Origin of the sequence: Mesorhizobium calcicola (genome assembly GCF_042682105.1) — a bacterium.
Lineage (GTDB): Bacteria > Pseudomonadota > Alphaproteobacteria > Rhizobiales > Rhizobiaceae > Mesorhizobium > Mesorhizobium calcicola.
The window spans coordinates 41770-63353 of the sequence record NZ_JBHUGY010000047.1; the positions used below are offsets into that span (position 1 = coordinate 41770).

General features: G+C 62.8%; 23 protein-coding genes. 14 read left to right on the forward strand and 9 right to left on the reverse strand.

The window, feature by feature from the left end:
- Positions 1–138 precede the first annotated feature (138 nt).
- Entirely contained in the window at positions 139–309 is a 171-nt protein-coding gene (locus ACFSQT_RS28235; RefSeq protein WP_379024294.1) for a hypothetical protein, read from the reverse strand.
- Positions 310–525: 216 nt separating this feature from the next.
- Here ACFSQT_RS28235 and ACFSQT_RS28240 point away from each other — a divergent pair, with 216 nt between their 5' ends.
- Positions 526–957: a cupin domain-containing protein gene (locus tag ACFSQT_RS28240; RefSeq protein ID WP_379024296.1), complete on the forward strand. Its 432-nt coding sequence runs from the start codon at positions 526–528 to the stop codon at positions 955–957.
- Between the two features lie 85 nt (positions 958–1042).
- Here the strand turns inward: ACFSQT_RS28240 and ACFSQT_RS28245 are convergent, their stop codons facing one another.
- The gene (locus ACFSQT_RS28245; protein WP_379024298.1) at positions 1043–1498 is read right to left on the reverse strand and encodes a carboxymuconolactone decarboxylase family protein; all 456 of its coding nucleotides are present in this window, start codon (positions 1496–1498) and stop codon (positions 1043–1045) included.
- 249 nt (positions 1499–1747) lie between these two features.
- On the opposite strand from ACFSQT_RS28245, the gene ACFSQT_RS28250 reads away from it, so the two are divergent.
- From ACFSQT_RS28250 to ACFSQT_RS28260, 3 genes are all read left to right on the forward strand, one after another.
- Positions 1748–2506, forward strand: coding sequence for a copper homeostasis protein CutC (locus tag ACFSQT_RS28250; protein ID WP_379024300.1), 759 nt, complete (start codon positions 1748–1750; stop codon positions 2504–2506).
- Complete coding sequence (locus ACFSQT_RS28255) at positions 2503–3000, forward strand: GNAT family N-acetyltransferase (RefSeq protein WP_379024302.1); 498 nt, start codon at positions 2503–2505, stop codon at positions 2998–3000. The genes ACFSQT_RS28250 and ACFSQT_RS28255 overlap by 4 nt, the downstream gene beginning before the upstream one ends.
- Before the next feature lie 91 nt (positions 3001–3091).
- Entirely contained in the window at positions 3092–3577 is a 486-nt protein-coding gene (locus ACFSQT_RS28260) for an SRPBCC family protein (protein ID WP_379024304.1), read from the forward strand.
- Between the two features lie 20 nt (positions 3578–3597).
- Here the strand turns inward: ACFSQT_RS28260 and ACFSQT_RS28265 are convergent, their stop codons facing one another.
- The 4 genes from ACFSQT_RS28265 to ACFSQT_RS28280 form a co-directional block, all read right to left on the reverse strand.
- A complete protein-coding gene (locus tag ACFSQT_RS28265) occupies positions 3598–4620 on the reverse strand; it encodes an acyltransferase family protein (RefSeq protein ID WP_379024306.1) in 1023 nt (340 codons plus the stop codon).
- A gap of 278 nt (positions 4621–4898) precedes the next feature.
- Positions 4899–5696 carry an FAD binding domain-containing protein gene (locus ACFSQT_RS28270; RefSeq protein WP_379024308.1) on the reverse strand — a complete coding sequence of 266 codons (798 nt, stop codon included), beginning with the start codon at positions 5694–5696 and terminating at the stop codon, positions 4899–4901.
- 12 nt (positions 5697–5708) lie between these two features.
- Positions 5709–8060: a xanthine dehydrogenase family protein molybdopterin-binding subunit gene (locus tag ACFSQT_RS28275; protein ID WP_379024310.1), complete on the reverse strand. Its 2352-nt coding sequence runs from the start codon at positions 8058–8060 to the stop codon at positions 5709–5711.
- 106 nt (positions 8061–8166) lie between these two features.
- Positions 8167–8667, reverse strand: coding sequence for a (2Fe-2S)-binding protein (locus ACFSQT_RS28280; RefSeq protein WP_379024312.1), 501 nt, complete (start codon positions 8665–8667; stop codon positions 8167–8169).
- A gap of 239 nt (positions 8668–8906) precedes the next feature.
- Between ACFSQT_RS28280 and ACFSQT_RS28285 the strand changes: the two genes are divergently transcribed.
- The 6 genes from ACFSQT_RS28285 to ACFSQT_RS28310 all read left to right on the forward strand — a co-directional run bounded on the left by ACFSQT_RS28285 (position 8907) and on the right by ACFSQT_RS28310 (position 14426).
- On the forward strand, positions 8907–10115 hold the full coding sequence (locus tag ACFSQT_RS28285) for an FIST N-terminal domain-containing protein (protein WP_379024314.1): 1209 nt from the start codon (positions 8907–8909) through the stop codon (positions 10113–10115).
- A gap of 4 nt (positions 10116–10119) precedes the next feature.
- The gene (locus tag ACFSQT_RS28290; protein WP_379024316.1) at positions 10120–11460 is read left to right on the forward strand and encodes a hybrid sensor histidine kinase/response regulator; all 1341 of its coding nucleotides are present in this window, start codon (positions 10120–10122) and stop codon (positions 11458–11460) included.
- A 118-nt stretch (positions 11461–11578) separates the two neighbouring features.
- Positions 11579–11992 (forward strand): Imm8 family immunity protein, encoded by a 414-nt coding sequence (locus tag ACFSQT_RS28295; protein ID WP_379024318.1) that lies wholly within the window; start codon positions 11579–11581, stop codon positions 11990–11992.
- 354 nt (positions 11993–12346) lie between these two features.
- Positions 12347–13006 (forward strand): transposase, encoded by a 660-nt coding sequence (locus ACFSQT_RS28300; RefSeq protein WP_379024320.1) that lies wholly within the window; start codon positions 12347–12349, stop codon positions 13004–13006.
- 122 nt (positions 13007–13128) lie between these two features.
- Complete coding sequence (locus ACFSQT_RS28305) at positions 13129–13791, forward strand: Imm52 family immunity protein (RefSeq protein ID WP_379024322.1); 663 nt, start codon at positions 13129–13131, stop codon at positions 13789–13791.
- A gap of 122 nt (positions 13792–13913) precedes the next feature.
- Positions 13914–14426 carry a hypothetical protein gene (locus tag ACFSQT_RS28310; protein ID WP_379024324.1) on the forward strand — a complete coding sequence of 171 codons (513 nt, stop codon included), beginning with the start codon at positions 13914–13916 and terminating at the stop codon, positions 14424–14426.
- Positions 14427–14788: 362 nt separating this feature from the next.
- Here ACFSQT_RS28310 and ACFSQT_RS28315 read toward each other — a convergent pair whose 3' ends face one another.
- Positions 14789–15472, reverse strand: coding sequence for a response regulator (locus ACFSQT_RS28315; RefSeq protein ID WP_379024326.1), 684 nt, complete (start codon positions 15470–15472; stop codon positions 14789–14791).
- Positions 15473–15609: 137 nt separating this feature from the next.
- On the opposite strand from ACFSQT_RS28315, the gene ACFSQT_RS28320 reads away from it, so the two are divergent.
- The 3 genes from ACFSQT_RS28320 to ACFSQT_RS28330 all read left to right on the forward strand — a co-directional run bounded on the left by ACFSQT_RS28320 (position 15610) and on the right by ACFSQT_RS28330 (position 18133).
- A complete protein-coding gene (locus ACFSQT_RS28320) occupies positions 15610–16305 on the forward strand; it encodes a fumarylacetoacetate hydrolase family protein (RefSeq protein WP_379024328.1) in 696 nt (231 codons plus the stop codon).
- 4 nt (positions 16306–16309) lie between these two features.
- Positions 16310–16960, forward strand: a complete 651-nt coding sequence (maiA, locus tag ACFSQT_RS28325) for a maleylacetoacetate isomerase (protein WP_379024330.1) — start codon at positions 16310–16312, stop codon at positions 16958–16960.
- A gap of 132 nt (positions 16961–17092) precedes the next feature.
- The gene (locus tag ACFSQT_RS28330) at positions 17093–18133 is read left to right on the forward strand and encodes a zinc-dependent alcohol dehydrogenase family protein (protein ID WP_379024332.1); all 1041 of its coding nucleotides are present in this window, start codon (positions 17093–17095) and stop codon (positions 18131–18133) included.
- 109 nt (positions 18134–18242) lie between these two features.
- Here the strand turns inward: ACFSQT_RS28330 and ACFSQT_RS28335 are convergent, their stop codons facing one another.
- Positions 18243–19106 (reverse strand): DMT family transporter, encoded by an 864-nt coding sequence (locus ACFSQT_RS28335; RefSeq protein WP_379024334.1) that lies wholly within the window; start codon positions 19104–19106, stop codon positions 18243–18245.
- A 106-nt stretch (positions 19107–19212) separates the two neighbouring features.
- Here ACFSQT_RS28335 and ACFSQT_RS28340 point away from each other — a divergent pair, with 106 nt between their 5' ends.
- Complete coding sequence (locus ACFSQT_RS28340; RefSeq protein WP_379024336.1) at positions 19213–20616, forward strand: aminotransferase-like domain-containing protein; 1404 nt, start codon at positions 19213–19215, stop codon at positions 20614–20616.
- 7 nt (positions 20617–20623) lie between these two features.
- On the opposite strand, the gene ACFSQT_RS28345 is transcribed toward ACFSQT_RS28340, so the two are convergent.
- Positions 20624–21517, reverse strand: a complete 894-nt coding sequence (locus ACFSQT_RS28345) for a LysR family transcriptional regulator (protein ID WP_379024338.1) — start codon at positions 21515–21517, stop codon at positions 20624–20626.
- Between the last annotated feature and the right edge of the window lie 67 nt (positions 21518–21584).

The window sequence follows — 21584 nt, forward strand, 5'->3', positions numbered from 1 at the left end:
TGTGGCTGGGCAAGAAAGCCCTTACGGGCCGCCTCGATTGCAGGTGGTACGGAAAGCGCCCTCTTCTTTCGCGCCTGAATGCCAAAGCGGCGGGAGCAACACCGGCGCAGTCCCGGTTTCCCACTTTCCCTGCCCCCGTCAGCGCCCTCGACGCCTGCGGACCGACGGTTTCGGCTTCGGCTTGATTTCCTCTATCCGGACCTTGTCGCCGATCTCCTTGGCCAGCTCGAATGCCTTGGCTCTGTCGGTCGTTGACAGCACCGTGCGCCAATGCGGCTTCTCGAACACGCTGACGATGTAGGAGGTCATGGATTTGCTCCTGCCCCTCGACACTCCAATTATATTCGCAACAACTAATATAGACAATGCTACCTTATGGCCGCTTTCCGATTCGAACTGGGCACGGGCGTCTCGGTTGCACGCGGCCCATGTCGCCACGGGTCGATGGAGTGGCAAGCGCCCTGAGAAGGCGTGCTTGCGCGCGGATGGCCGCCGCGCGATGCTGGCACGGGGTTGGAGCGAATCATGCGAAACATTCTGATGTCAGGGCTACTGCTGGCGGCCGCGTTCTCGACAACGCCCGCCCGTGCGCTGGACAGCAGCGGCACCCCCGTCGTCGTGACGCCACTGGCATCACGCACGACAACCGCCTCCGGCCAGCCGATCACGCTGCCGCAGAAAAACGTGCAGGTTCTGGTGTCGACTTTTGACATCGCGCCGGGTGCGACCTTGCCGGTCCACAGACACCCCTTTCCGCGCTACGCCTATGTCCAGGCCGGGACGCTGAAGGTCACCAATGTCGAGACCGGCAACAGCAACACCTACAAGACCGGAGATTTCATCGTCGAAATGATCGGCCAGTGGCATCAGGCCACCAATATCGGCGACGGTCCGGTCAAGCTGCTGGTGATCGATCAAGTCGAGGAAGGCGCCAAGAACACAGAGTTGCGCCAGTAGCGACGATGGCCGATATCCCCGCCCAATGGCCGGGGGTGCACGCCGCGCGTCACCGCACCGTCGCGCACAACCACCGGCCCGGGGCTCAGCCCCAGGCGCCCGCCATCTGCCGTGTCGTGGCGTTGAGCCGGTTGAAGGCGTTGATCAACGCGATCTGGATGACCAGGGCAGCAAGCGCCTTTTCGTCATAGTGCCGGGCGGCTTCGTCCCAGACATCGTCCGGCACCGCGTCGGGCCGGTCGGCGAGCCTTGTGCCGGCCTCGGCCAGCGCCAGGGCCGCGCGTTCGGCATCGGTGAAGTATGGGGTCTCCCGCCATGCCGCGAGGGCAAAGATGCGCTCGTCCTGTTCGCCGGCCTTCTTCAGCTCGCGCGCATGCATGTCGACGCAGAGAGCACAGTTGTTGATCTGGCTGGCGCGCAGATGGATGAGCTTGCGCGTCACATAGGGCAATTCGACCGCCTCGGTCGATTTGTCCAGCGCCAGCAGTGCCTGCAGCGCGCCAGGGATCAGCATCACCGGGTTCTTGATTCTTGCTTGCATGGTCTTCTCCTTTTGAAATGTTTCGTCAGGACGTGTTTTGCCGGGCCCGAACGCCGCGCATCCAGGTTTTTCGCGTTCGACTAGCTGGATCAATAACTACAAGGTTATGGGTTAATCCATAACTCAGCGGTTATTAGATTGTCAAGCGGGGAAATTTCGCCTGGCCCAAATGGCAGCGCGCGGTTCACGCTTTCGCGCCAACCGGCCCGATGCTAGGGCTTGCGGCGACATCATGGACTGGATTGCCCCTTGACCAGAGAAACCCGCCTGCCGCTGATCGAAATCTGTGTCGAAGGCATTGACGGCCTGCTGGCCGCGCAGGCGGCCGGCGCCGATCGGGTCGAACTATGCGCCAGCCTGGTCGAAGGCGGCATCACGCCGAGCCTCGGCACGGTGCGCGCCGCCCTCGACCGGGCGACCGTGCCTTTTCACGTCATGGTGCGGCCGCGCGGTGGCGACTTTCTCTACAGCGACACCGAATACGCCTCGTTGCTCGCCGACGTCGTCGCGCTGCGCGCCCTCGGCGTGGCCGGCGTGGTGTTCGGCTGCCTGAACGCCGACGGCACCATCGACGAGGCGCGCATGAGCGAGCTGACGAAAGCCGCCGGCTCCCTGAACGTCACCTGCCACCGCGCCTTCGACATGACGCGCGACCCCGCCGAGGCGCTCGAAGCGCTGATCCGCAGCAAGGTCGGCCGCGTGCTGACCAGCGGCCAGCGCGATACGGCGGTCGAGGGCATATCGCTATTGGCCGATCTGGTGCGACAGGCCGGCGACCGCATCGTCATCCTCGGCTGTGGCGGGCTCGACCTCAGCAACATCGCCCAGGTGCGCAGAAAAACCGGGCTGGCCGAAATGCATTTCGCCGCCCTCAAGGACGTGCCGAGCGCCATGGATTACCGCAACCCGCATGTCGGCATGGGCGGCTCCGACCTCGACCGCGAGTACCGCAACACCTTGACCGACACGGACCTCGTGGCGGCCACCATTGCGGCTGCGAAGGCATGAGCGCGATCCCTGCCCCGATCAGCCTTGTATCAGCCGAAGACGAAGCGACGATCCTCGCGCTCAACAACGAGCACGCAGCCGAACTGTCGTGGCTGGAGCCCGAACGGCTGTCCTTCCTGCTTGGTGAAGCGTTCTATGCGCGCCGCATCGGCGACCTCGAAGCCTTCATCATGACCTTCGACCAGGATGCCCGTTACGACAGCCCGAATTTCGTGTGGTTCCGCGAACGCTATCCCCGCTTCGTCTATGTCGACCGTGTCGTCGTGGCGGCGCAAGCGCGCGGCCGTGGGCACGCCCGCCGGCTTTATCAAGATCTGTTCGGCCATGTTGAGCGCGCCGGCCACAGGCTGGTCACCTGCGAGGTCAACACCGACCCGCCGAACCCGGCCTCGGATGCGTTTCACGCCGCACTCGGCTTCGCCGAGGCAGGCGACGCCGTCATCCACGGCGGCAAGAAGGCGGTGCGCTACTACATCAGGCGACTCTCCGCCTGATACATCAGGCGAATCTCCGCCTGACCCGCTGGCGCTAGCCACGCAAAGAAGCCGCAGCTAATGTAAGTTTCCGCCAATCGGAGGAAACGCGATGCCGAGCAACGTCTTCCGCTTCGACGAAAGCTGGCACATCCCCGAGGGCTCGCCGCAGGAAGTGTGGGAGGTGCTCTCGGATGCCGAATTGCTGCCGCTGTGGTGGGGCGACGTCTACAAGGACGTGGTGCCGCTCGACAGGAAGGGCAAGGCGACCATCGGTTCGCGCGCAAGAGCACGGGCTCGCGGCGCCCTGCCCTATGAGTTGAACTTCATCATCGAGGCCGCCGAACTCGAACCCGGCCGGCTGGTAGTGGTGAAAACGCTTGGTGATTTCGACGGGCTGTGGCGGGCGGAATTGTCGCCGTCCGGCACCGGCACGCATGTGCAATTGACCTGGCAGGTCACGGTGCTGCGGCCGATCCTCAAATTCCTCGCACCGCTGCTGCGGCCGGCCTTCGCATGGAACCATCGCTGGACGACGCCGCGCGGCGAAGCCGGCCTCAAGCGGTATCTGATGGAGAAGAAGCGCCGATCGGCTTAGCGCCAACGACGCCACGGCATTCACCAGTTGCGGTTGAGCCATTCCCGCGCCGGCCGCTCGACGACGTAGTAGCTGCAGAGCGCGCAGGCAAAGACCCCGGCCAGCATCGGGATCGGCGCGCTGCCTTGCTCATAGACGAATTTGTAGAACGGCTGCTGCCACAGATACAGCGAGTACGACCACAGCCCCAGCGTCGCCATCGGCCAGGAAGACAGCAATCCAGTCAGATAGCGCGGGCTGAAATCGAGTGCATTGACGGCCAGCGCCAGCAGCGGCACCGCGACGAGATAGTGGATCGGCGTCGGCACCGGATCGAGGAACAGCACAATGGCGCAGATCGATGCCGCCAGCGCCACGTGCTTGCCCTTGAACACCGCCGGCAGCCGCCCGTTGGCCTTCAGCAGGCAGATCGAAGCCGACAGCAGGATCGACGCGATATGCACGTCGGTGCGCCAGTAGGTGGTTTCATAGTCCATCCCGAACACCCAGTACGAAACCGCGCCATTGGCCATGGCAAGCAAGGCAAGCGCCAGGAGCAGCACGACGACACGAGAGCGGCTTAGGACGACGACGCTGATCAGCGCCAGGATGATATAGGCGTGCTCCTCGATGCAGAGCGACCAGATATGGTCGAGCGCGCCTGCCCGCGTAACCAGAATCCCGGCGTAGTTGTAGGTGAATGTCAGCGCGCTCAGGGCCGCCTTCCATTTAAAGGCGATGAATGTGCCGGAGAGCGCAATCATCGCAACGACCACGAAGACCAGAAGTGCCGGATAGATGCGGGAGAAGCGGCGTTTGAAGAATTTCTTCAGCGGATAGCGTTCGATGAACAGGATCTCGCTCATCAGCCGGCCGCTGAGCACGAAGAAGAATTCGACGCCCAGCACCCCCAGATTGATTCCGGGAACAGGAAAAAAATGGCCGATCAGCACCAGGGCGATCGACAGGCCGCGCCAGCCATCGAGATAGGCCAGTCTCGTTCTGGCCGCTCTGTCGGCGACGGGTCGGGACGCAACGACATGCGTCGCGGAGATGTCGGTCATGCCGGCTCCCTTCGCATTGAAAGATGCCAAAAGGGTCGCAGGCCGTGATCGACACTAACAACCCGGCTCGCATTTGGTCACCGCTATAGTGCAGTGCAATATCGCTTTGTGCAAGTGCGAGATTGTCGCTGACGCCGTTCCAGGCGAAGTATGGCGGGATTGCTTCAAGCAATGGGTTGGCACGCGGCGGCGATTCCATCGGCAACTGGACGGCTACAAGTCGCAACACGCGAAAAAGGGGCCGCAGAGGCCCCTTTCCTCGTCAGCAATTGATGGCGTCAGGCGTTGGCCGCTGCCACCGCGCGCTTCGCCATCACCGCGATGAGATTGGCGCGATAATCGGCCGAGGCGTGGATGTCGGTCATCAAATTCTTCGCCGGCACCTTCACGCCTTCGAGCGCCGAGGCCGCGAAATTCTTGGCCAGCGCAGCTTCGATTTCCTTCGAGCGGAAGACACCGTCATCGCCGGCGCCGGTGACGGCGACGCTGACGCCATCCTTGCCTTTGGCCACGAACACGCCGACGATCGCATAGCGCGATGCCGGATTGCGGAATTTTTCATAGGCCGCCTTGGCCGGCGCCGTGAAGCTGACCGCGGTGATGATCTCGCCTTCCTTCAACGACGTCTCGAACAGGCCCTTGAAGAACTTGTCCGCGGCGATCTGGCGTTTGTTGGTGACGATGGTGGCGCCCAACGCCAGCAGCGCGGCCGGATAGTCGGCCGCCGGATCGTTGTTGGCGATCGAACCGCCGATCGTGCCCCGATGGCGCACTGCCGGATCGCCGATCAGCGACGCCAGATGGGCAAGCGCCGGGCAGGCCTTCTTCAGCTTCTCGTCATTGGCAACGTCATGATGGGTGGTAGCGGCACCGATGGTGACCGTCTTGCCCGACACCTTGACACCCTGCAGCTCCTTGATCCGCGACAGGTCGACTAGGTCGGACGGTGCGGCAAGCCGCGTCTTCATCGCCGGGATCAGCGTCATGCCGCCCGAAAGCAGCTTGGCATCGCCCGTCTTGATCAGCTTGGCGGCATCGGCGACCGAGGCGGCACGGTGATAGTTGACTGAGTACATGCTCGTTCCTCCTCAGTGTTTCGTCGCGGCACGGATTGCCGCCCACACAGTAGATGGCGATGCCGGCATGGCGAGATCGTTGCTGCCGATGGCGTCGGTGATGGCGTTGATCACCGCCGGCGGCGAGCCGATGGCACCGGCCTCGCCGCAGCCCTTGATGCCGAGCGGATTGCCCGGGCATGGCGTGTTCGAGGTCGAGACCTTGAACGACGGCAGATCGCCGGCGCGCGGCATGGTGTAGTCCATGTAGCTCGCGGTCAGCAGCTGACCGCCATTGTCGTAGTGGGCGCCTTCCAGCAGCGCCTGGCCGATGCCTTGCGCCAGCCCGCCATGCACCTGGCCTTCGACGATCATCGGGTTGATGATATTGCCGAAATCATCGGCGGCGACGAACTGGATGATCTCGGTCGTGCCGGTTTCCGGGTCGACCTCGACCTCACAGATGTAGCAGCCCGCCGGGAAGGTGAAATTCGACGGATCGTAGAATGCCGTCTCCTTCAGCCCAGGCTCCATCCCGCCCGGCAGATTGTGGGCGGTGTAGGCGGCGAGCGCCATCTGGAACCACGGAACGTTCTTGTCGGTGCCGGCCACCTTCAGCGCGCCGTTCTCGATGACGATGTCGCCCTCGTCGGCCTCGAGCAGGTGCGCGGCGATCTTCTTGGCCTTGGCCTCGACCTTGTCGAGCGCCTTGACGATGGCCGACATGCCGACCGCGCCGGAGCGCGAGCCATAAGTGCCCATGCCCATCTGCACCTTGTCGGTGTCGCCATGGACGATGGAGACGGAATCAAGCGGCACGCCGAAGCGCTCGTTGACCAGTTGCGCGAAGGTTGTCTCATGGCCCTGGCCGTGGCTGTGCGAGCCGGTCAGCACCTCGATCGTGCCGACGGCGTTGACGCGCACTTCCGCCGATTCCCACAAGCCGACACCGGCGCCCAGCGAACCGACCGCCGCCGATGGCGCGATGCCGCAGGCCTCGATGTAGCAGCTCATGCCGATGCCGCGCAGCAGCCCTTTCTTGGCGGCGGCTGCCTTGCGCTTGGCAAAGCCGGCGTAATCCGACGCCTTCATCGCCGCGTCGAGCGAAGCGGCATAGTCGCCGGCGTCGTAGCACATGATGACCGGCGTCTGGTGCGGGAACGAGGTGATGAAGTTCTTGCGGCGCAACTCGGCCGGTGAGACGCCGAACTGGCGCGCGGCGGTCTCCATCATGCGTTCCATGACGAAGGTTGCTTCCGGCCGCCCTGCCCCGCGATAGGCATCGACGGGTGCGGTGTTGGTGTAGATCGCCTTCACATTGGCGTGGATCGCCGGGATGTCGTACTGGCCCGACAGCAGCGTCGCATAGAGGTAGGTCGGCGTCGCCGACGAAAACAGCGACATGTAAGCGCCGAGATTGGCCTTGGTTTCGACCTTCAGGCCAAGGATCCTATGATCGTTGTCGAAGGCCATTTCAGCATGGGTGTGATGGTCGCGGCCATGCGCGTCGGTGAGAAAACTCTCGGTGCGGTCGGCCACCCATTTGACCGGCACGCCGGTCTTCTTCGACGCCCACAGGCAGACGATCTCTTCGGGATAGATGTAGATCTTCGAGCCGAAGCCGCCGCCGACATCGGGCGCTATGACGCGCAGCTTGTTTTCCGGCGCGACATTGTAGAAGGCGCTCATCACCAGCCGGGCGACATGCGGGTTCTGTGACGTGGTCCAGCAGGTGTAGTGATCCTCGGCCTTGTCGTAGTGGCCAAGCGCCGCGCGCGGCTCCATGGCGTTGGGCACCAGGCGGTTGTTGACGATATCCATCTTGACGACATGGGCCGCCTTCTTGAACGCCGCGGCCGTCTCGTCGGCGTTGCCGATGTCCCAGTCGAAGATCAGGTTGTTGTCGGCCTCGGGGTGGATCTGCGGCGCGCCCTTGTCCATCGCCTTCGAGGCATCGACGACGGCTTTCAGCTCCTTGTAGGTGATCTCGACAGCCTCGGCGGCATCACGCGCCTGGCCCTTGGTCTCGGCCACGACGATGACGACGGCATCGCCGACATAACGGACACGGTCGAAAGCGAGCGGCGACCACGCCCCCATCTTCATCGGCGAGCCATCCTTGGAGTGGATCATCCAGCCGCAGATGAGGTTGCCGATGCCGTCGGCCTTGAGTTCCTTGCCGGTCAGCACGCCGATGACGCCAGGCATGGCTTGAGCCTTTTTGACGTCGATCTTTTTGATCTGCGCATGCGCGTGCGGGCTGCGCACGAAGGCCGCGTGCTTCATGCCGGGAACCACCATGTCGTCGACATAACGGCCGGCGCCGGTGATGAATCTTTTGTCTTCCTTGCGCGCGACCCGAGCGCCAACACCTTCAATGCCCATCAGAAACTCCTCCCAGAATTTTAGGGGAGCAGGGCAGTAACGCAGTGGGGAAACCGGTTTATACCTCCCTACTGCCCTACTCCCTTACTGCCCTGCTCCCTAGTTCTTATGCAGCTTGTTTCGCTTTGCCCTTCGACCCCTTGGACATCGTCTTCGATGCGGCAAGGATCGCCTTGACGATGTTGTGGTAGCCTGTGCAGCGGCAGATGTTGCCTTCGAGCTCGGCGCGCACCGTCGCTTCGTCGAGGCCTTCGGGGTGGCGATTGATCATGTCGGTCGCCGTCATGATCATACCCGGCGTGCAGAAGCCGCACTGCAGCCCGTGGTGTTCCTTGAAGGCGGCCTGCACCGGATGCAGGTCGGCGCCATTGGCCAGGCCCTCGATCGTCACCACGGTCGAGCCGGAGGCCTGCACCGCGAGCATCGAACAGGACTTGACCGCCTTGCCGTCGACATGGACGACGCAGGCACCGCATTGCGAGGTGTCGCAACCGACATGCGTTCCGGTAAGGCCGAGATTCTCCCGCAGGAAGTGAACCAGAAGCGTTCGGTCCTCGGCAGCACCGCTGACCCGCTTTCCGTTCACCATCAACGAAACGTCCGACATGGTCCCTCCCTGGGTATCAACCTTGGTCATCACGCTGCCGACGCGGTGTTGGCGCTTCGGCCACGCGTTATTCGTACACCGCACAACCGACAAAAAACAACACGTCGGAAAATTCGGCACATTGTACTTTCGGTCATGGCCGCGCCCGAACGTGCAGCCCCGGTCGCCCCATTGCCAAAACAGGGATTGGGGGCAACAATGTTGTTCGACGCCCGCGCCCAGTCGCGCAAAAAACAGTCGTGCAAAAAACAGCGTCGGAGGAAACGCGGAGAACGCCGCTGGCCAGTTCACGGACGCGCTATGCATGCGGCCTGTCGGCGCTCACCACGGACGAGCCCGACATGGAGGCGTTCGCCAGGGCGATCGCGCTGGAAGCGGCTTCCATAGACGCCGGCTTCGCGCTGCTGTTCTTTTCCCAGAGCCTGGTCGAGGCCGACGCTCTCTCCCGGGCGCTCATGACCCACGCGCCGACGCTCCATCATGCAGGCTGCTCGACCGCCGGCGAGATCACGCCGCAAGGCCTCGAGGACGGCCATGTCCTCGCCATGCTGCTTCCGTCCGCCGCGTTCACCGCGGTCAGCGTGATGGTCGACAACCTGTCCTCGTCGGGCATGGACAGGATCACCGGCGAGGTCGAGGCCTTGCGGCGGTCGCTGCGCGGGCGCCTGGGCTGTGATCGCACCAAAGGCACGTTCGCGCTCTGCTTCATCGATGGGCTCTCCTATGCCGAGGAAGCGGTGAGTTCGGCCATCCACTGGGGCCTCGACGACATACCGTTGCTCGGCGGCTCGGCCGGCGACGACCTGAAGTTCGAGACGACGTGCCTGATCTCGAACGGCAAGGTCAGCTCCGACAGCGCCATCATCGTGCTGATCGCCACCGAAATTCCCTTCCATGTCTTCAAGACCGACAATTTCGTTCCCACCGATGAAAAGCTGGTGGTGACGGCGTCCGATCCCGATCACCGCATCGTGCGCGAGTTCAACGCCACCAATGCGGCGGAGGAATATGCCGCATCCGTCGGCATCGTCGCGCAGACGCTGACGCCGCTGAGTTTTGCCTCACATCCGGTGGTGGTGAAGGTGGGCGGCGAATATTATTGCCGGTCGATCCAGAAGATGCATCCCGACGGCTCGCTGTCGTTCTTCTGCGCCATAGACGACGGCGTCGTGCTGTCGATCGCCCAGCCCAAGGACATGGTCGAATCGACGCGCGCCGCGCTCCGTGACGTCGAGGAGAGGCTTGGCGGCATCGACATGATCATCGGCTTCGACTGCGTGCTGCGCCGCCTGGACGCGCGCAACCGCCAGGTCTTTCGCGATATCTCGGAGCTCTACCGGGTCAACAACGTCATCGGCTTCGGCACCTATGGCGAACAGTACCGGTCGATGCATTTGAACCAGACTTTTACCGGCATCGCCTTTGGCGACCGCCAGGCGGCGGAATAACAAGATGCCGCTCAAGGACATAAACGATCTCGAGAAGCTGAAGAAGATCAACGCGGCGCTGGTCAGCCGGGTCGAGCGCTCGATGGACCAGCAAGGCAACGCCTTCTCGCTGTTCCAGACCGCGATTTCGCTCGAAAATCGGGTGCGTACGCGCACCGAGGAACTGCATTCGACGCTGCGTCGGCTCGAGCAGTCGAACATCGACCTCAGCGCCGCCAAGGAAAACGCCGAACTGGCGAACCTGTCCAAGACGCGCTTCCTCGCCGCCGCCAGCCACGACGTGCTGCAGCCGCTGAACGCGGCCCACCTCTCGGTCTCGGCGCTCGCCGAAGTGCAGACCAGCGACGAGGGCAAAAAGCTGGTGCGACAGGTCGAGCGCTCGCTGGAAACGATGGAGGACCTGCTGCACACCCTGCTCGACATCTCCAAGCTCGATGCCGGCGTGGTGCAACCCGACATCGGCGACGTCAGCCTGGAGACACTGTTCTCGTCGCTGCGCTCGGATTTCCAGCCGGTGGCGGAACTGAAGGGACTGTCGCTGAAATTCCGGCCGGTCCATGCCGTGGTCCGCTCCGACCGCACGCTGCTGCGCCGCATCCTGCAGAACATTCTCTCCAATGCGCTCGGCTATACACGCTCGGGCGGCGTGCTTGTCGGCACCAGGCATCGCGGCGACACCATCCGCATCGACGTCGCCGACACCGGCTGCGGCATTCCCGACGACCAGCGCGAGGCGGTGTTCGAGGAATTCCACCGCGGCACCTCGTCGGCCAATGCAGAGCTGGACGGCGGCGGTCTCGGGCTCGGGCTTGCCATCGTGCGCCGCATGGCCAGCGCGCTCGGCCATCCCGTGACATTTTCATCGAAGGTCGGGCGCGGCACGATTTTCCACATCGATGTTCCCGTCGGCATCGGCGCCCCGGCCGACGCCATCGCCAACAGCGCCGACATGGAACGGCCGCGCGGCTACGGCCTGTTCGGCACCAAGGTGCTGCTGGTCGAGAACGACATCGAAGTGCTGCAGGCCATGACCTTCCTGCTCGAACGCTGGCAGTGCCTGGTGCGCGCCGCGACCTCGACCGACGACGCGCTCGACCTGCTTGGCGACACCGACTGGGTGCCCGACATCGTCATTGCCGACCAGCATCTCGACGGCGGCGATCTCGGCACCGCCACCATCGCCGAGGTCCGCGACTATCTCGGCCGCGTCGTGCCGGCGCTGATCGTCACCGCCGACAGTTCCGAAGCCGTCGCCAAGGCCGCGCGCGCGGGCGGCATCGAACTGATGCGCAAACCGCTGAAGCCGGCACAACTGCGGGCCCTGCTGGCGCATTTGCTGGCTTGAACTCGCCCACGCAGAGACAGAGGGCGAGTAGAAAAATAGTGCACTGTCACCGTAATTCAGGCGAACTTTGAGGCAAGGGGGCCAGGCGCTACCCCGGGCAGCTACGATCGGAATGTGCATGTCGATGTCGAGGCACCATAACATAAAGCTCGCTGTCGCCTTTGGCACATCGGGAGATTTGCCAGAGCAGTACCAAGTGATTGATTTCAATCAAGAATCTGGGTACGAAGCACCAGACCCAGATAACGTCGCCTTTCAACTTTCGTTAGATATAGGGATCGAAGGAACAGGTAAGACGGATGTTTTCCAGTGCATTGTTGTAACCAGAAATAATATCGGAAAAATACATAAAAAGGAGAAGCTTATTGTCTTAAACGAATATACATTCAAGAAATTTCGCGAAGCTATTTTGAATACCGTAAGATCTTGTGAAGGAGTGAACTGGTACGACAGTCTTTCTAAACTTATTAGGAAGTTTATCTGGGAATACGAAGGGATGTATGACGAAGATGAAATAAAAAAACTTAATTAATTTACAATATATTTCTTTTAAGTCTTTGAATTAACGTTGGATAAGACTTTTTCTATGTTCTGATCGTCATCAGAATTACCGTGACAGTGCACTTTTTGTCATGTTCGCCCATCGCTATGTAGATTGACCGCATGGCCCGCCTTGCGCTGGCGCTCACGGCGTCCTCAGACGAAGTTCTGGCACTTCTCCAAGGTGGGCCCCGGCGCAAACGGCCGAGCTTCGATATCGTGATCCAGCCCTGCCTGTTCCTGACCCGGCAATTGGCGGCGCGGCGGCTGCCGCTTCGGCAGGAATTACGGTGACAGTGCACTTTTTTCCGTGTTCTCCCGGTCGTCGCATGTGTAAACTTCCGACATGGCCCGCCTTGCCCGCACTGTCATTCCCGGTCTGCCGCACCACGTGACGCAACGCGGCAACGGCCGCGCCAAGGTGTTTTTCACGCCTGAGGACTATGCGCTTTACAAGACCCTGCTCGTTGAGCATTGCCGCGTCGCCGATGTCGGCATCTGGGCGTGGTGCCTGATGCCAAACCATGTTCATCTGATCCTGACGCCGGCCGATCCGGATGGTCTGCGCCGCGCGCTTGCCAAGGTGCACCGCGCCTATGCGGGAACCATCCACGCGCGGCAGAAGAAAACCGGGCATTTCTGGCAAGGCCGCTTCGGCGCTGTCGCCATGGACGAAGATCACCTCTTGGCAGCAGTGCGCTATGTCGGATTGAATCCCGTGCGGGCGGGGCTGGTGAAGCAGGTAGCGGATTGGCCCTGGTCAAGCGCCCGGGCGCATCTAACCGGCGAACCCGACGGCGTTACGGATCTGGGGCCGATGAATGACCGGCTGCCATCGCCGGCGGGACTATTCGATTTGCTGGAGACGGATGACGCTGCTTTCGACACCCTGCGCAAAGCCGAGAGCATCGGCCGGCCGGTGGGCAGCGAGGCATTCCTGGATCGAATCGCCAGGCAATTCGGCAAGGCCGTGAAACCGGGGAAACGAGGTCGGCGGCGAAAATAGTGCACTGTCACCGTAATTCGGAAAGCTAGCGCCGCGATTGCAGCCGGCGGTGGCGGCCTTTACTAAGAAAATAACCCAACAACGCAATCACATTAGTAATCTTTAAGCAAGATGGTGCGCACATGTCGATCAACATCTACGTTTATTGGGGGCCACGGAATGAGACGATCGACGATTTAGTCTTACGAACACAGTCCCATTTTCGAACTCTATCTGATTCTGACGAGAGACTCTCTCGGTGGGCGCCGTTGGGCCGATCTCTGAAGAAGGCCGTGGCCTCTGAAAAGGTCGATATCTCATCAGCAGAGGTTCTTCGCAGCTGGCTGTTGAAGGGTCAGAATAAAACTGATGTTGTTCCACGGCAACCGATCCCAGAACTTGGATATCACTTGTCGTTTTGGAATCAGCGTTTGGGAAATTTGGAGGCTTCTACCTCAATATATTGCGGCGCCTTTTCAGAATATTTGTCCAGCGATAGCCAGAACAATGCGTCACTCGAGCTAAATTACCTTGAAGAGGTCGGTATAAAATCAGACTTATTGATAAACATATTTTGTAATTTATTGGAGATTTGGAACCCGATTTGGGGCGCTGTGTGGAAATATGCTCCCAACGGACACCCTAATGGCATTCCATCGGATACAAGCAAAATCCAATTGGCTTTCTATCAACAGATCGCAGACTTAGGGCCTAAGAATCGCTTAATAGGAAGGGAACAGCACGTCGGGTCTGGCGGGAGTGTATGGATTAACAACCAAGTGGCTCATTTGCTGGAGAGGAATTGACAACGTTGTTCCAGCACCCGAATTCCAGTCCAGCACTGGACTGCACCCTCTTAAATGAGACACGGCAATTTCTGTGACAGGGCTGGAATTACGGTAATTACGGTGACAGTGCACTTTTTTCCGTGTTCTCCCGGTCGTCCGTCAACAGAGGTCTGTCCGACACTTCGATCATCGTGGTTCCGAACAGCACGGGCGTCGGCGTTCCCCCGGCGTTCGCGATCGGCTACTACGCGGCGTGGTGGGGTGGGCTGCTTCAGGTCGCGCCGTACCAGGTCGTGTTCCCGGATCCAGCAGGGCCGCCTACACTGTCGTGGGGGGCGTGGGTCAAGTCTTCGGTCGCGACGCCGCTTTTCTTCTTCAGCAGCCCTGACGGCTTTGCGTGGTATCAGCTTGCGGGCAGCTCTCTCTCCATCGGCAAGGTCAATGCCGATGGCACGCTTGGCGACGGTGCGGTGTTCGGGGATCATCTGTCGGGGCCGGCCGTCATCTACCATACGTTCGCTCCATTCACGTCGGATCCGCAGCCGGGATCGGATCCTGAGGTCGTTGGGGTCTATCGCAGCCTGCTCAACGGTCTTAGCGAACCGTTGATCGTGCAGATCGGCAACGCGCGTCGCACAGTATCCACACAGTAGGTCCGCGTGCAGGGCGCGGACGGCCACACATTAGGACGTGCAGGTCAAGTTTGTGATTTAGTCGGTGTTACGAGGCATTAACGGAAGCACACATGTTCAACGATACAATGCAGGCTTGTAGCTTACCGCGACGGGTTACGTTTGCCCAGTAGCCTCGACCGCTCCGCCGCCAAAATCGTGCCGGCCAAATGAGGCCTCTTCAGCGCCATGTTCGCCCGGCCATCGTTGAGCGCGGCGCCTGGCTTACCCTCCCCTCGATGGGGAGGGTCGGCGCGTAGCGCCGGGGTGGGGTGCAGCACGGCGCCGACCCCCACCCGCTCCGCTTCGCGGATCGACCCTCCCCACAAGGGGGAGGGTGAAGACTAAAACCCAGCCTGATCGCGAAACAGCTCCGCATTGTCCAGCTTCGAGACCTCGATCACTGCCTGCGTCCTGCTATACACATTGAGCTTGCGCAGGATTTCCGAGACATGCGCCTTCACCGTGGTCTCCCCGACCTGCAGCTCGTAGGCGATCTGCTTGTTGAGCAGGCCCTGGCGCAGCATCTGCAGCACCCGCAGCTGTTGCGGCGTCAGCGTCGACAGGCGCTGCACCATGTCGGCGCGGTCGATGCTGTCGGCGTCGGGCGTGCGGCCTTCATAGGTTTCCGGCACATAGATCGCGCCGTCCATCACCGAGCGTATGGCGGCGGCGAGGTCGCTCTTGCGCGCCGATTTCGGGATGAAGCCGGCGGCACCGTAGGACAGCGCCTCGGAAATGATTTTTGGCTCCTCATGGCCCGAGACGATGACCACGGGCAGGCGCGGATAACGGGTTCGAAGCTGCAGCAGCCCGTCGAAGCCGTGCACGTCGGGCATCGAGAGGTCGAGAAGCGCCAGATCGAACGGCTTGCCGCCAGCCAGAAGGTCGAGCGCCTCGCTGATCGAGCGCGCCTCCACCGTGTCGACCTCCGGATAGGCCATCTGCACCGCGCTGTGCAGCGCCTCGCGGAACAGCGGGTGGTCGTCGATGATCAGGAACCGGGCGCGATCGTGGAGTGCGGTCATGGGGGTTCATTTCGGTTCAGGGGCGATTAGAATAACCTCGCGACCATGGCCAGATTATTGCCAAATAGTATATCGCCATCTCCGTCGGAGGCTGTTTCGAAATTCGTTCAGCCGCGCCTGAAGCAGAAAGACCGGATATGACCGCCTTCGTCCTGCCCTCGCCTGCAATCCCGTCGGTGGCCGTTGCCGGTTCGCCCGAACGTTTCGCGGTGCGCCGCATCTTCTGCGTCGGCCGCAACTACGCGGCGCACGCCCGCGAATTCGGCAATGACGAGCGCGATCCGCCCTTCTTCTTCACCAAGCCGGCCGACGCGGTTATCGATTCCGGCACTGATATCCCCTACCCGCCCCTGACCGGCAATCTGCACCACGAGATCGAACTGGTTGCCGCGATCGGCAAACCGGGCTTCCGCATTGGGCGCGGTCAGGCGCTGGACCATGTCTGGGGCTACGGCGTCGGCATCGACCTCACCCGCCGCGATCTGCAGGATGAAGCCAAGAAGATGGCGCGGCCCTGGGACTGGTCGAAAGCGTTCGACCGCTCCGCGCCGTGCGGCCCGCTGACCCCCGTACAAAAGTCCGGCCACCCGGAAAAGGGCCGCATCTGGCTCGCCGTCAACGGCAAAATCAGGCAGGATGCCGACCTCGCCGAGCTGATCTGGCCGATATCAGACATCGTGTCGATCTGCAGCGAGGCGGTGGAACTCGAGCCCGGCGACCTGATCTTCACCGGTACGCCGGCCGGCGTCGGCGCGGTTGGTGCCGGCGACACGATGACCGGCGGCATCGACGGCATCGGCACGATCGAAATCACCATCGGCCAACCGAAGTGAACGCATGAGCGACATCGTCCTGCACAACTACTATCGCTCCTCCACCTCCTACCGGGTGCGGATCGCATTGGCGATGAAGGGGCTGAGCTACGACTATGTCCCGCATCACCTGCGCCATGGCGAGCATCTGGAAGCAGCCTATCTCGCGGTCAATCCGCAAGGTCTGGTGCCGGCGCTGATCTGGAACGACGGCACGCTCTTGACGCAATCGTTGGCGATCATCGAATTCCTCGACGAGACCAGACCTGAACCACCGCTGCTGCCGAAGGATCCGGCTGGCCGCGCGCGGGTCAGGATGCTGGCGCAGATGATCGCCTGCGACATCCATCCGGTGAACAATCTGCGCGTGCTCACGTCGCTGCGCGCCCTGTTCGGCGCGGGCGACCAGGACATCACCAACTGGTTCCGCCACTGGGTGAACGAAGGTTTTCAGCCGCTTGAAAAGATGCTGGCTGCCTCGGCCGAGACCGGTACATTCTGCCATGGCGAGGCGCCGGGCCTTGCCGACATCTGCCTCGGCGCGCAAGTCACCAGCAACGCCCGCTTCGGCGTCGACATGACCCCCTACCCGACGATCGCGCGCATCAACGCCGCCTGCATGGCGCTGCCGGCGTTCCAGAGGGCGGCGCCCGAGAACCAGATCGATGCCGAATAGAGCTTCATTCACCGACGCGTAGCGTCAGCGCCGGCGATCGGCCACCATGCCTGGCGGAATCGTTTTCCGCTTGACCGGACAGGGAATCGGCTATCGTTTCCCGCAGGCCCGTGTGAAGGTTGGGAGTTGCCAATGAAAGCCGTCGTCTTCGAGAAATTCGGCGAAACGCCGACGATCCAGACCGTTCCCGATCCGAAGCCGGCCGCCGATGGCGTCGTCATCAAGGTCGAGGCGACCGGGCTGTGCCGCAGCGACTGGCATGGCTGGATGGGCCATGACGACGGCATCCGCCTGCCGCATGTGCCGGGCCATGAGCTGGCCGGCGTGGTGGTGGCCGCCGGCAAGCAGGTCACCCGCTGGAAGGCCGGCGAGCGCGTCACCGTGCCGTTCGCCGTCGGCTGCGGCCGCTGCTTCGAATGCACGTCGGGCAATCACCAGGTCTGCGAACATCAGACGCAGCCCGGCTTCACCGGCTGGGGCTCGTTCGCCGAATATGTCGCCATCGAACACGCCGACACGAATCTCGTGCGCTTGCCCGACGAGATGGAATTCGCCACCGCCGCCAGCCTCGGCTGCCGCTTCGTCACCTCGTTTCGAGCCATCGTCGACCAGGGCCGGGTGACGCCAGGCGAATGGGTAGCGGTGCATGGCTGCGGCGGCGTCGGCCTGTCTGCGATCATGATCGCCAGCGCCATGGGCGCCAACGTCATCGCCATCGACCTCACCGACGAGAAGCTCGATTTCGCCAAAAAGATCGGCGCCGTCGCCACCATCAACGCGTCGAAGACGCCGAATGTGGTCAAGGCGGTCAAGCAGATCACCAATGGCGGCGCGCACATGTCGATGGACGCACTCGGCCACCCCACCACCTCGTTCAACTCGATCGCCAATCTGCGCCGGCGCGGCCGCCATGTGCAGGTCGGCCTGATGCTGGGCGAGCACGCCCGCCCGCAGGTGCCGATGGACAAGGTGATCGCCTTCGAGCTCGAAATCCTCGGCAGCCACGGCATGCAGGCATGGCGCTACCAGGCGATGATGGACATGATCCGCAACGGCAAGCTCAAGCCCGAACTGCTGGTCGGCAAGAAGATCAGCCTCGAAGAGGCGCCCGCGGCCTTGATGGCCATGGGCGGCTTCGAGGGCATCGGTATCGGCGTGGTGACGAAGTTCTAAAGCAATTCCAGGAAAAGTGTGAAGCGGTTTTCCCGGCAAAAGCGCGTAGCGCTTTCCCTTAGGGAATTGCGTCAAAACAAAGAGACACGGCGGCGGGAGCCGCCCGGAACTATCTCGCGAACTTCTTCGCGCCGAACACGCACAGCACCACGCCGAGCGTGACGACGACCATCAGCGGGCTGACCTGCTCATGCAGCAGCGTTGCCGCCAGCGCCAGGCCGAAGAACGGCTGCAGCAGCTGCAACTGCCCGACGGCGGCGATGCCGCCTTGCGCGAGCCCGCGATACCAGAACACGAATCCGATCAGCATGCTGAACAGCGAGACATAGGCGAGACCGATCCAGGCCTTGGAGCCGACGCCGGCAAAGGACAGCGGCTGCGTCGCGAAAGTCAGCGCCAGCGTGATCGGCAGCGATAGCGTCAGCGCCCAGCAGATCACTTGCCAGCCGCCGAGCTTGCGCGACAGCGCGGCACCCTCGGCATAGCCCAGGCCACAAGCGACGATCGCGGCGAGCATCAGCCAATCGCCGACCGGCGAGGCGGTCACGCCTTGCATCAGGGCAAAGCCCGCGACGAGCGCGCTGCCGACGCACGAAAACAGCCAGAACGCCAGGCGGGGACGATCACCGCCGCGCAGCACACCGAAGATCGCGGTCGCCAGCGGCAGCAGGCCGACGAAGATGATGGAATGGGCCGTGGTGACGTGCTTCAGCGCCAGCGCGGTCAGCAAGGGAAAGCCGACCACCACGCCAAGTGCCACGATCGCCAGCGACAGCAGATCCCCACGCTCCGGACGTTTCTGCCGGAACAACAGCAGCATTGCCACGCCAAGCAGTCCGGCAATCGCCGCGCGGGCCGACGTCAGGAATATCGGATCGAAATCCATCACCGCCACACGTGTCGCCGGCAGCGAGCCGCTGAAGATCAACACACCGATGAATCCGTTCACCCAGCCGCTCGCGGTCTTGTCCATTGCAGGCTCCATTTCTTTCGCCCTCTATCGGGCCGGCCCCTATGGTGTAGCCAGAGACAATGCGGTACAGTTTTACAAAACTGTAATGGCAGATTGAGCAGTACGGATGTCGGAACTCGCTTTGGAGACTGACCGTGCGCGTACCCTGGTCGAGGACGTCATGGCGACCATCCGCCAGCGGATCGCCGCGCGCAACCTGACGCCGGGAGCGCGATTGCCGTCGATCCGCGCCTTCGCCAAATCCATGCAGGTGTCCAAATCCACAGTGGTCGAAGCCTATGAGCGGCTCGCCGCCGAAGGCGCGATCCGCTCCCGGCCGGGTTCGGGTTTTTATGCCGCCGGATCACTGGCGCCGCTGTCGCTGGCCGAGATCGGCCCCCGGCTCGACCGCGCCGTCGATCCGCTCTGGATCTCGCGCCAGTCGCTGGACGCGGGCGATGACATTCTGAAACCCGGCTGCGGCTGGCTGCCGGCCGCGTGGATGCCTCAGGCAGGGTTACGCCGGGCGCTGCGCACCGTGGCGCGCGCCGACGATGTCGCGCTTGCCGACTACGGCACGCCGCTCGGCCTGCCGCCGCTGCGTCAGTTGCTTGCCCGGCGCATGGCCGGGCACGGCATCGAAGCCTTCCCCGAACAGATCATGCTGACGGAATCGGGCACCCAGGCCATCGACCTCATGTGCCGGTTCCTGATCGAGCCCGGCGACACGGTGCTGGTCGACGACCCCTGCTATTTCAATTTCCACGCTTTGCTGCGCGCCCACCGGGCCAAGGTCGTCAGCGTTCCCTACACGCCGTCGGGGCCGGATATCGACCTGTTCGCGCACGCATTGGCCGAGCACAGGCCGCGCCTCTACATCACCAATTCCGCCATCCACAACCCGACCGGCGCGATCCTGTCGCCGGTCACCGCGCACCGCTTGCTCAAGCTTGCCGACCAATCCGACCTGACCATCGTCGAGGACGACATCTTTGCCGATTTCGAACATGCGCCCGCCCCCAGGCTGGCGGCGTTCGATGGCCTCAGCCGGGTCGTCCACATCGGCAGCTTCTCCAAGACGCTTTCGGCCTCGGTTCGCTGCGGCTTCATCGCGGCACCGCGCGACTGGATCGAGCCCCTGACCGACCTCAAGATCGCCACGACCTTCGGCGGCGGGCGGCTTGCGGCGGAGCTGGTGCTGACGCTGCTGAAGGACGGCAGCTACCGCAAGCACATGGATTTGCTGCGGGCGCGGCTTGCGCGCGCCATGGGCGAGACGAGCACCCGCCTGAAGGCGATCGGCATCACGCCCTGGATCGATCAACCGGCCGGCCTGTTCCTGTGGTGCAGCCTGCCGGATGGCGTCGATGCGGCCGAAGTCGCCCGCCACGCTCTGGCCGACGCCGTCGTGCTGGCGCCCGGCAATGCGTTCAGCCTGTCCCGAACCGCCAGCCGCTTCCTGCGCTTCAACGTTGCCCAGTGCGCGGACGAGCGGATTTTCAAGGTGCTCGATGCGGCGATGGCGCGTTGATTGCCGGTCAGCGAGACGCCGCACAGACCTCCCGCACGCAGTCGCGCAGCCAGCGTTGCGCCGGATCGGCATCGAGGCGTGGATGCCAGAGCATGGAGATGGTGACCTCGACCGTGGCGACCGGCAGGGGAAAACTGTGCATGCCGGCGCGCGCGCCTTCCGTATGCCGCTCGGGCACGCTGGCGATCAGGTCGGAGGCGCGTGCCATGGCAAGCGTGGCCGAAAAGCCGGAAACCATGCACATGACGGTCCGCTGGAGTCCAAGCCGCTCCAGGGCTTCATCGATCGGACCTTTCTCGCGGCCACGCCGTGAAACGCTGATGTGGCGGCCGGCTGCGTAGCGCTCGGGCGTCACGACGCCCTCGCTGAAGGGATGGCCAGCCCGCACGGCGCCGATGAAGTGGTCGCGAAACAGCGCCTGAATGCGCATCTCGGGTCCGGTTTCACCGGCGACGCCGATTTCCAGGTCAATCGCCGCCTCGCGCAGTGATGTGACATCCTTGTCGAACTTCGGCGCGAAACGCAGCCGCACGCTAGGCGCCTCCGCTTCGATGCGGGCGACAAGGCGCGGCGCGAACTCCTCGACGAAGCTTTCATTGGTGCGCAGCGTGAAAGTCCTGGCTAGGCCCGAAAGGTTGAGGAGCCTGGCAGGGCGCAGGAGTGCTTCCGCATCCTGAACGACACGGCCGGCCTGCTGCCGCAACTCCTCCGCACGCGGCGTCGCAACCAGCCCGCGACCGGCCCGAACCAGCAGCGGATCGCCCGTTGCCTCGCGCAGCCGCGCCAGAGTGCGGCTCATCGCCGAGGGGCTGAGACCAAGACGATTGGCGGCGCGCGCCACGCTGCCTTCGGTCAGCAGAACGTCGAGAGCGACGAGCAAATTGAGATCGGGCGATGCCATCGGCGAACCATAGCATAGGATATGGCGTTTGGTGCACGAATAACATGCAAATGCTGCGCCTTCCGCC

What these genes read in the sequence shown, in the direction of transcription:
- ACFSQT_RS28280 (WP_379024312.1), bottom strand. Translation starts at nt 8,667, where the DNA reads ATGTCGGACGTTTCGTTGATGGTGAACGGAAAGCGGGTCAGCGGTGCT.
- ACFSQT_RS28235 (WP_379024294.1), bottom strand. Translation starts at nt 309, where the DNA reads ATGACCTCCTACATCGTCAGCGTGTTCGAGAAGCCGCATTGGCGCACG.
- ACFSQT_RS28295 (WP_379024318.1), top strand. Translation starts at nt 11,579, where the DNA reads ATGTCGATGTCGAGGCACCATAACATAAAGCTCGCTGTCGCCTTTGGC.
- ACFSQT_RS28305 (WP_379024322.1), top strand. Translation starts at nt 13,129, where the DNA reads ATGTCGATCAACATCTACGTTTATTGGGGGCCACGGAATGAGACGATC.
- ACFSQT_RS28260 (WP_379024304.1), top strand. Translation starts at nt 3,092, where the DNA reads ATGCCGAGCAACGTCTTCCGCTTCGACGAAAGCTGGCACATCCCCGAG.
- ACFSQT_RS28315 (WP_379024326.1), bottom strand. Translation starts at nt 15,472, where the DNA reads ATGACCGCACTCCACGATCGCGCCCGGTTCCTGATCATCGACGACCAC.
- ACFSQT_RS28290 (WP_379024316.1), top strand. Translation starts at nt 10,120, where the DNA reads ATGCCGCTCAAGGACATAAACGATCTCGAGAAGCTGAAGAAGATCAAC.
- ACFSQT_RS28245 (WP_379024298.1), bottom strand. Translation starts at nt 1,498, where the DNA reads ATGCAAGCAAGAATCAAGAACCCGGTGATGCTGATCCCTGGCGCGCTG.
- ACFSQT_RS28345 (WP_379024338.1), bottom strand. Translation starts at nt 21,517, where the DNA reads ATGGCATCGCCCGATCTCAATTTGCTCGTCGCTCTCGACGTTCTGCTG.
- ACFSQT_RS28275 (WP_379024310.1), bottom strand. Translation starts at nt 8,060, where the DNA reads ATGGGCATTGAAGGTGTTGGCGCTCGGGTCGCGCGCAAGGAAGACAAA.
- ACFSQT_RS28330 (WP_379024332.1), top strand. Translation starts at nt 17,093, where the DNA reads ATGAAAGCCGTCGTCTTCGAGAAATTCGGCGAAACGCCGACGATCCAG.
- ACFSQT_RS28265 (WP_379024306.1), bottom strand. Translation starts at nt 4,620, where the DNA reads ATGACCGACATCTCCGCGACGCATGTCGTTGCGTCCCGACCCGTCGCC.
- ACFSQT_RS28255 (WP_379024302.1), top strand. Translation starts at nt 2,503, where the DNA reads ATGAGCGCGATCCCTGCCCCGATCAGCCTTGTATCAGCCGAAGACGAA.
- ACFSQT_RS28335 (WP_379024334.1), bottom strand. Translation starts at nt 19,106, where the DNA reads ATGGACAAGACCGCGAGCGGCTGGGTGAACGGATTCATCGGTGTGTTG.
- ACFSQT_RS28340 (WP_379024336.1), top strand. Translation starts at nt 19,213, where the DNA reads ATGTCGGAACTCGCTTTGGAGACTGACCGTGCGCGTACCCTGGTCGAG.
- ACFSQT_RS28300 (WP_379024320.1), top strand. Translation starts at nt 12,347, where the DNA reads ATGGCCCGCCTTGCCCGCACTGTCATTCCCGGTCTGCCGCACCACGTG.
- maiA (WP_379024330.1), top strand. Translation starts at nt 16,310, where the DNA reads ATGAGCGACATCGTCCTGCACAACTACTATCGCTCCTCCACCTCCTAC.
- ACFSQT_RS28240 (WP_379024296.1), top strand. Translation starts at nt 526, where the DNA reads ATGCGAAACATTCTGATGTCAGGGCTACTGCTGGCGGCCGCGTTCTCG.
- ACFSQT_RS28270 (WP_379024308.1), bottom strand. Translation starts at nt 5,696, where the DNA reads ATGTACTCAGTCAACTATCACCGTGCCGCCTCGGTCGCCGATGCCGCC.
- ACFSQT_RS28320 (WP_379024328.1), top strand. Translation starts at nt 15,610, where the DNA reads ATGACCGCCTTCGTCCTGCCCTCGCCTGCAATCCCGTCGGTGGCCGTT.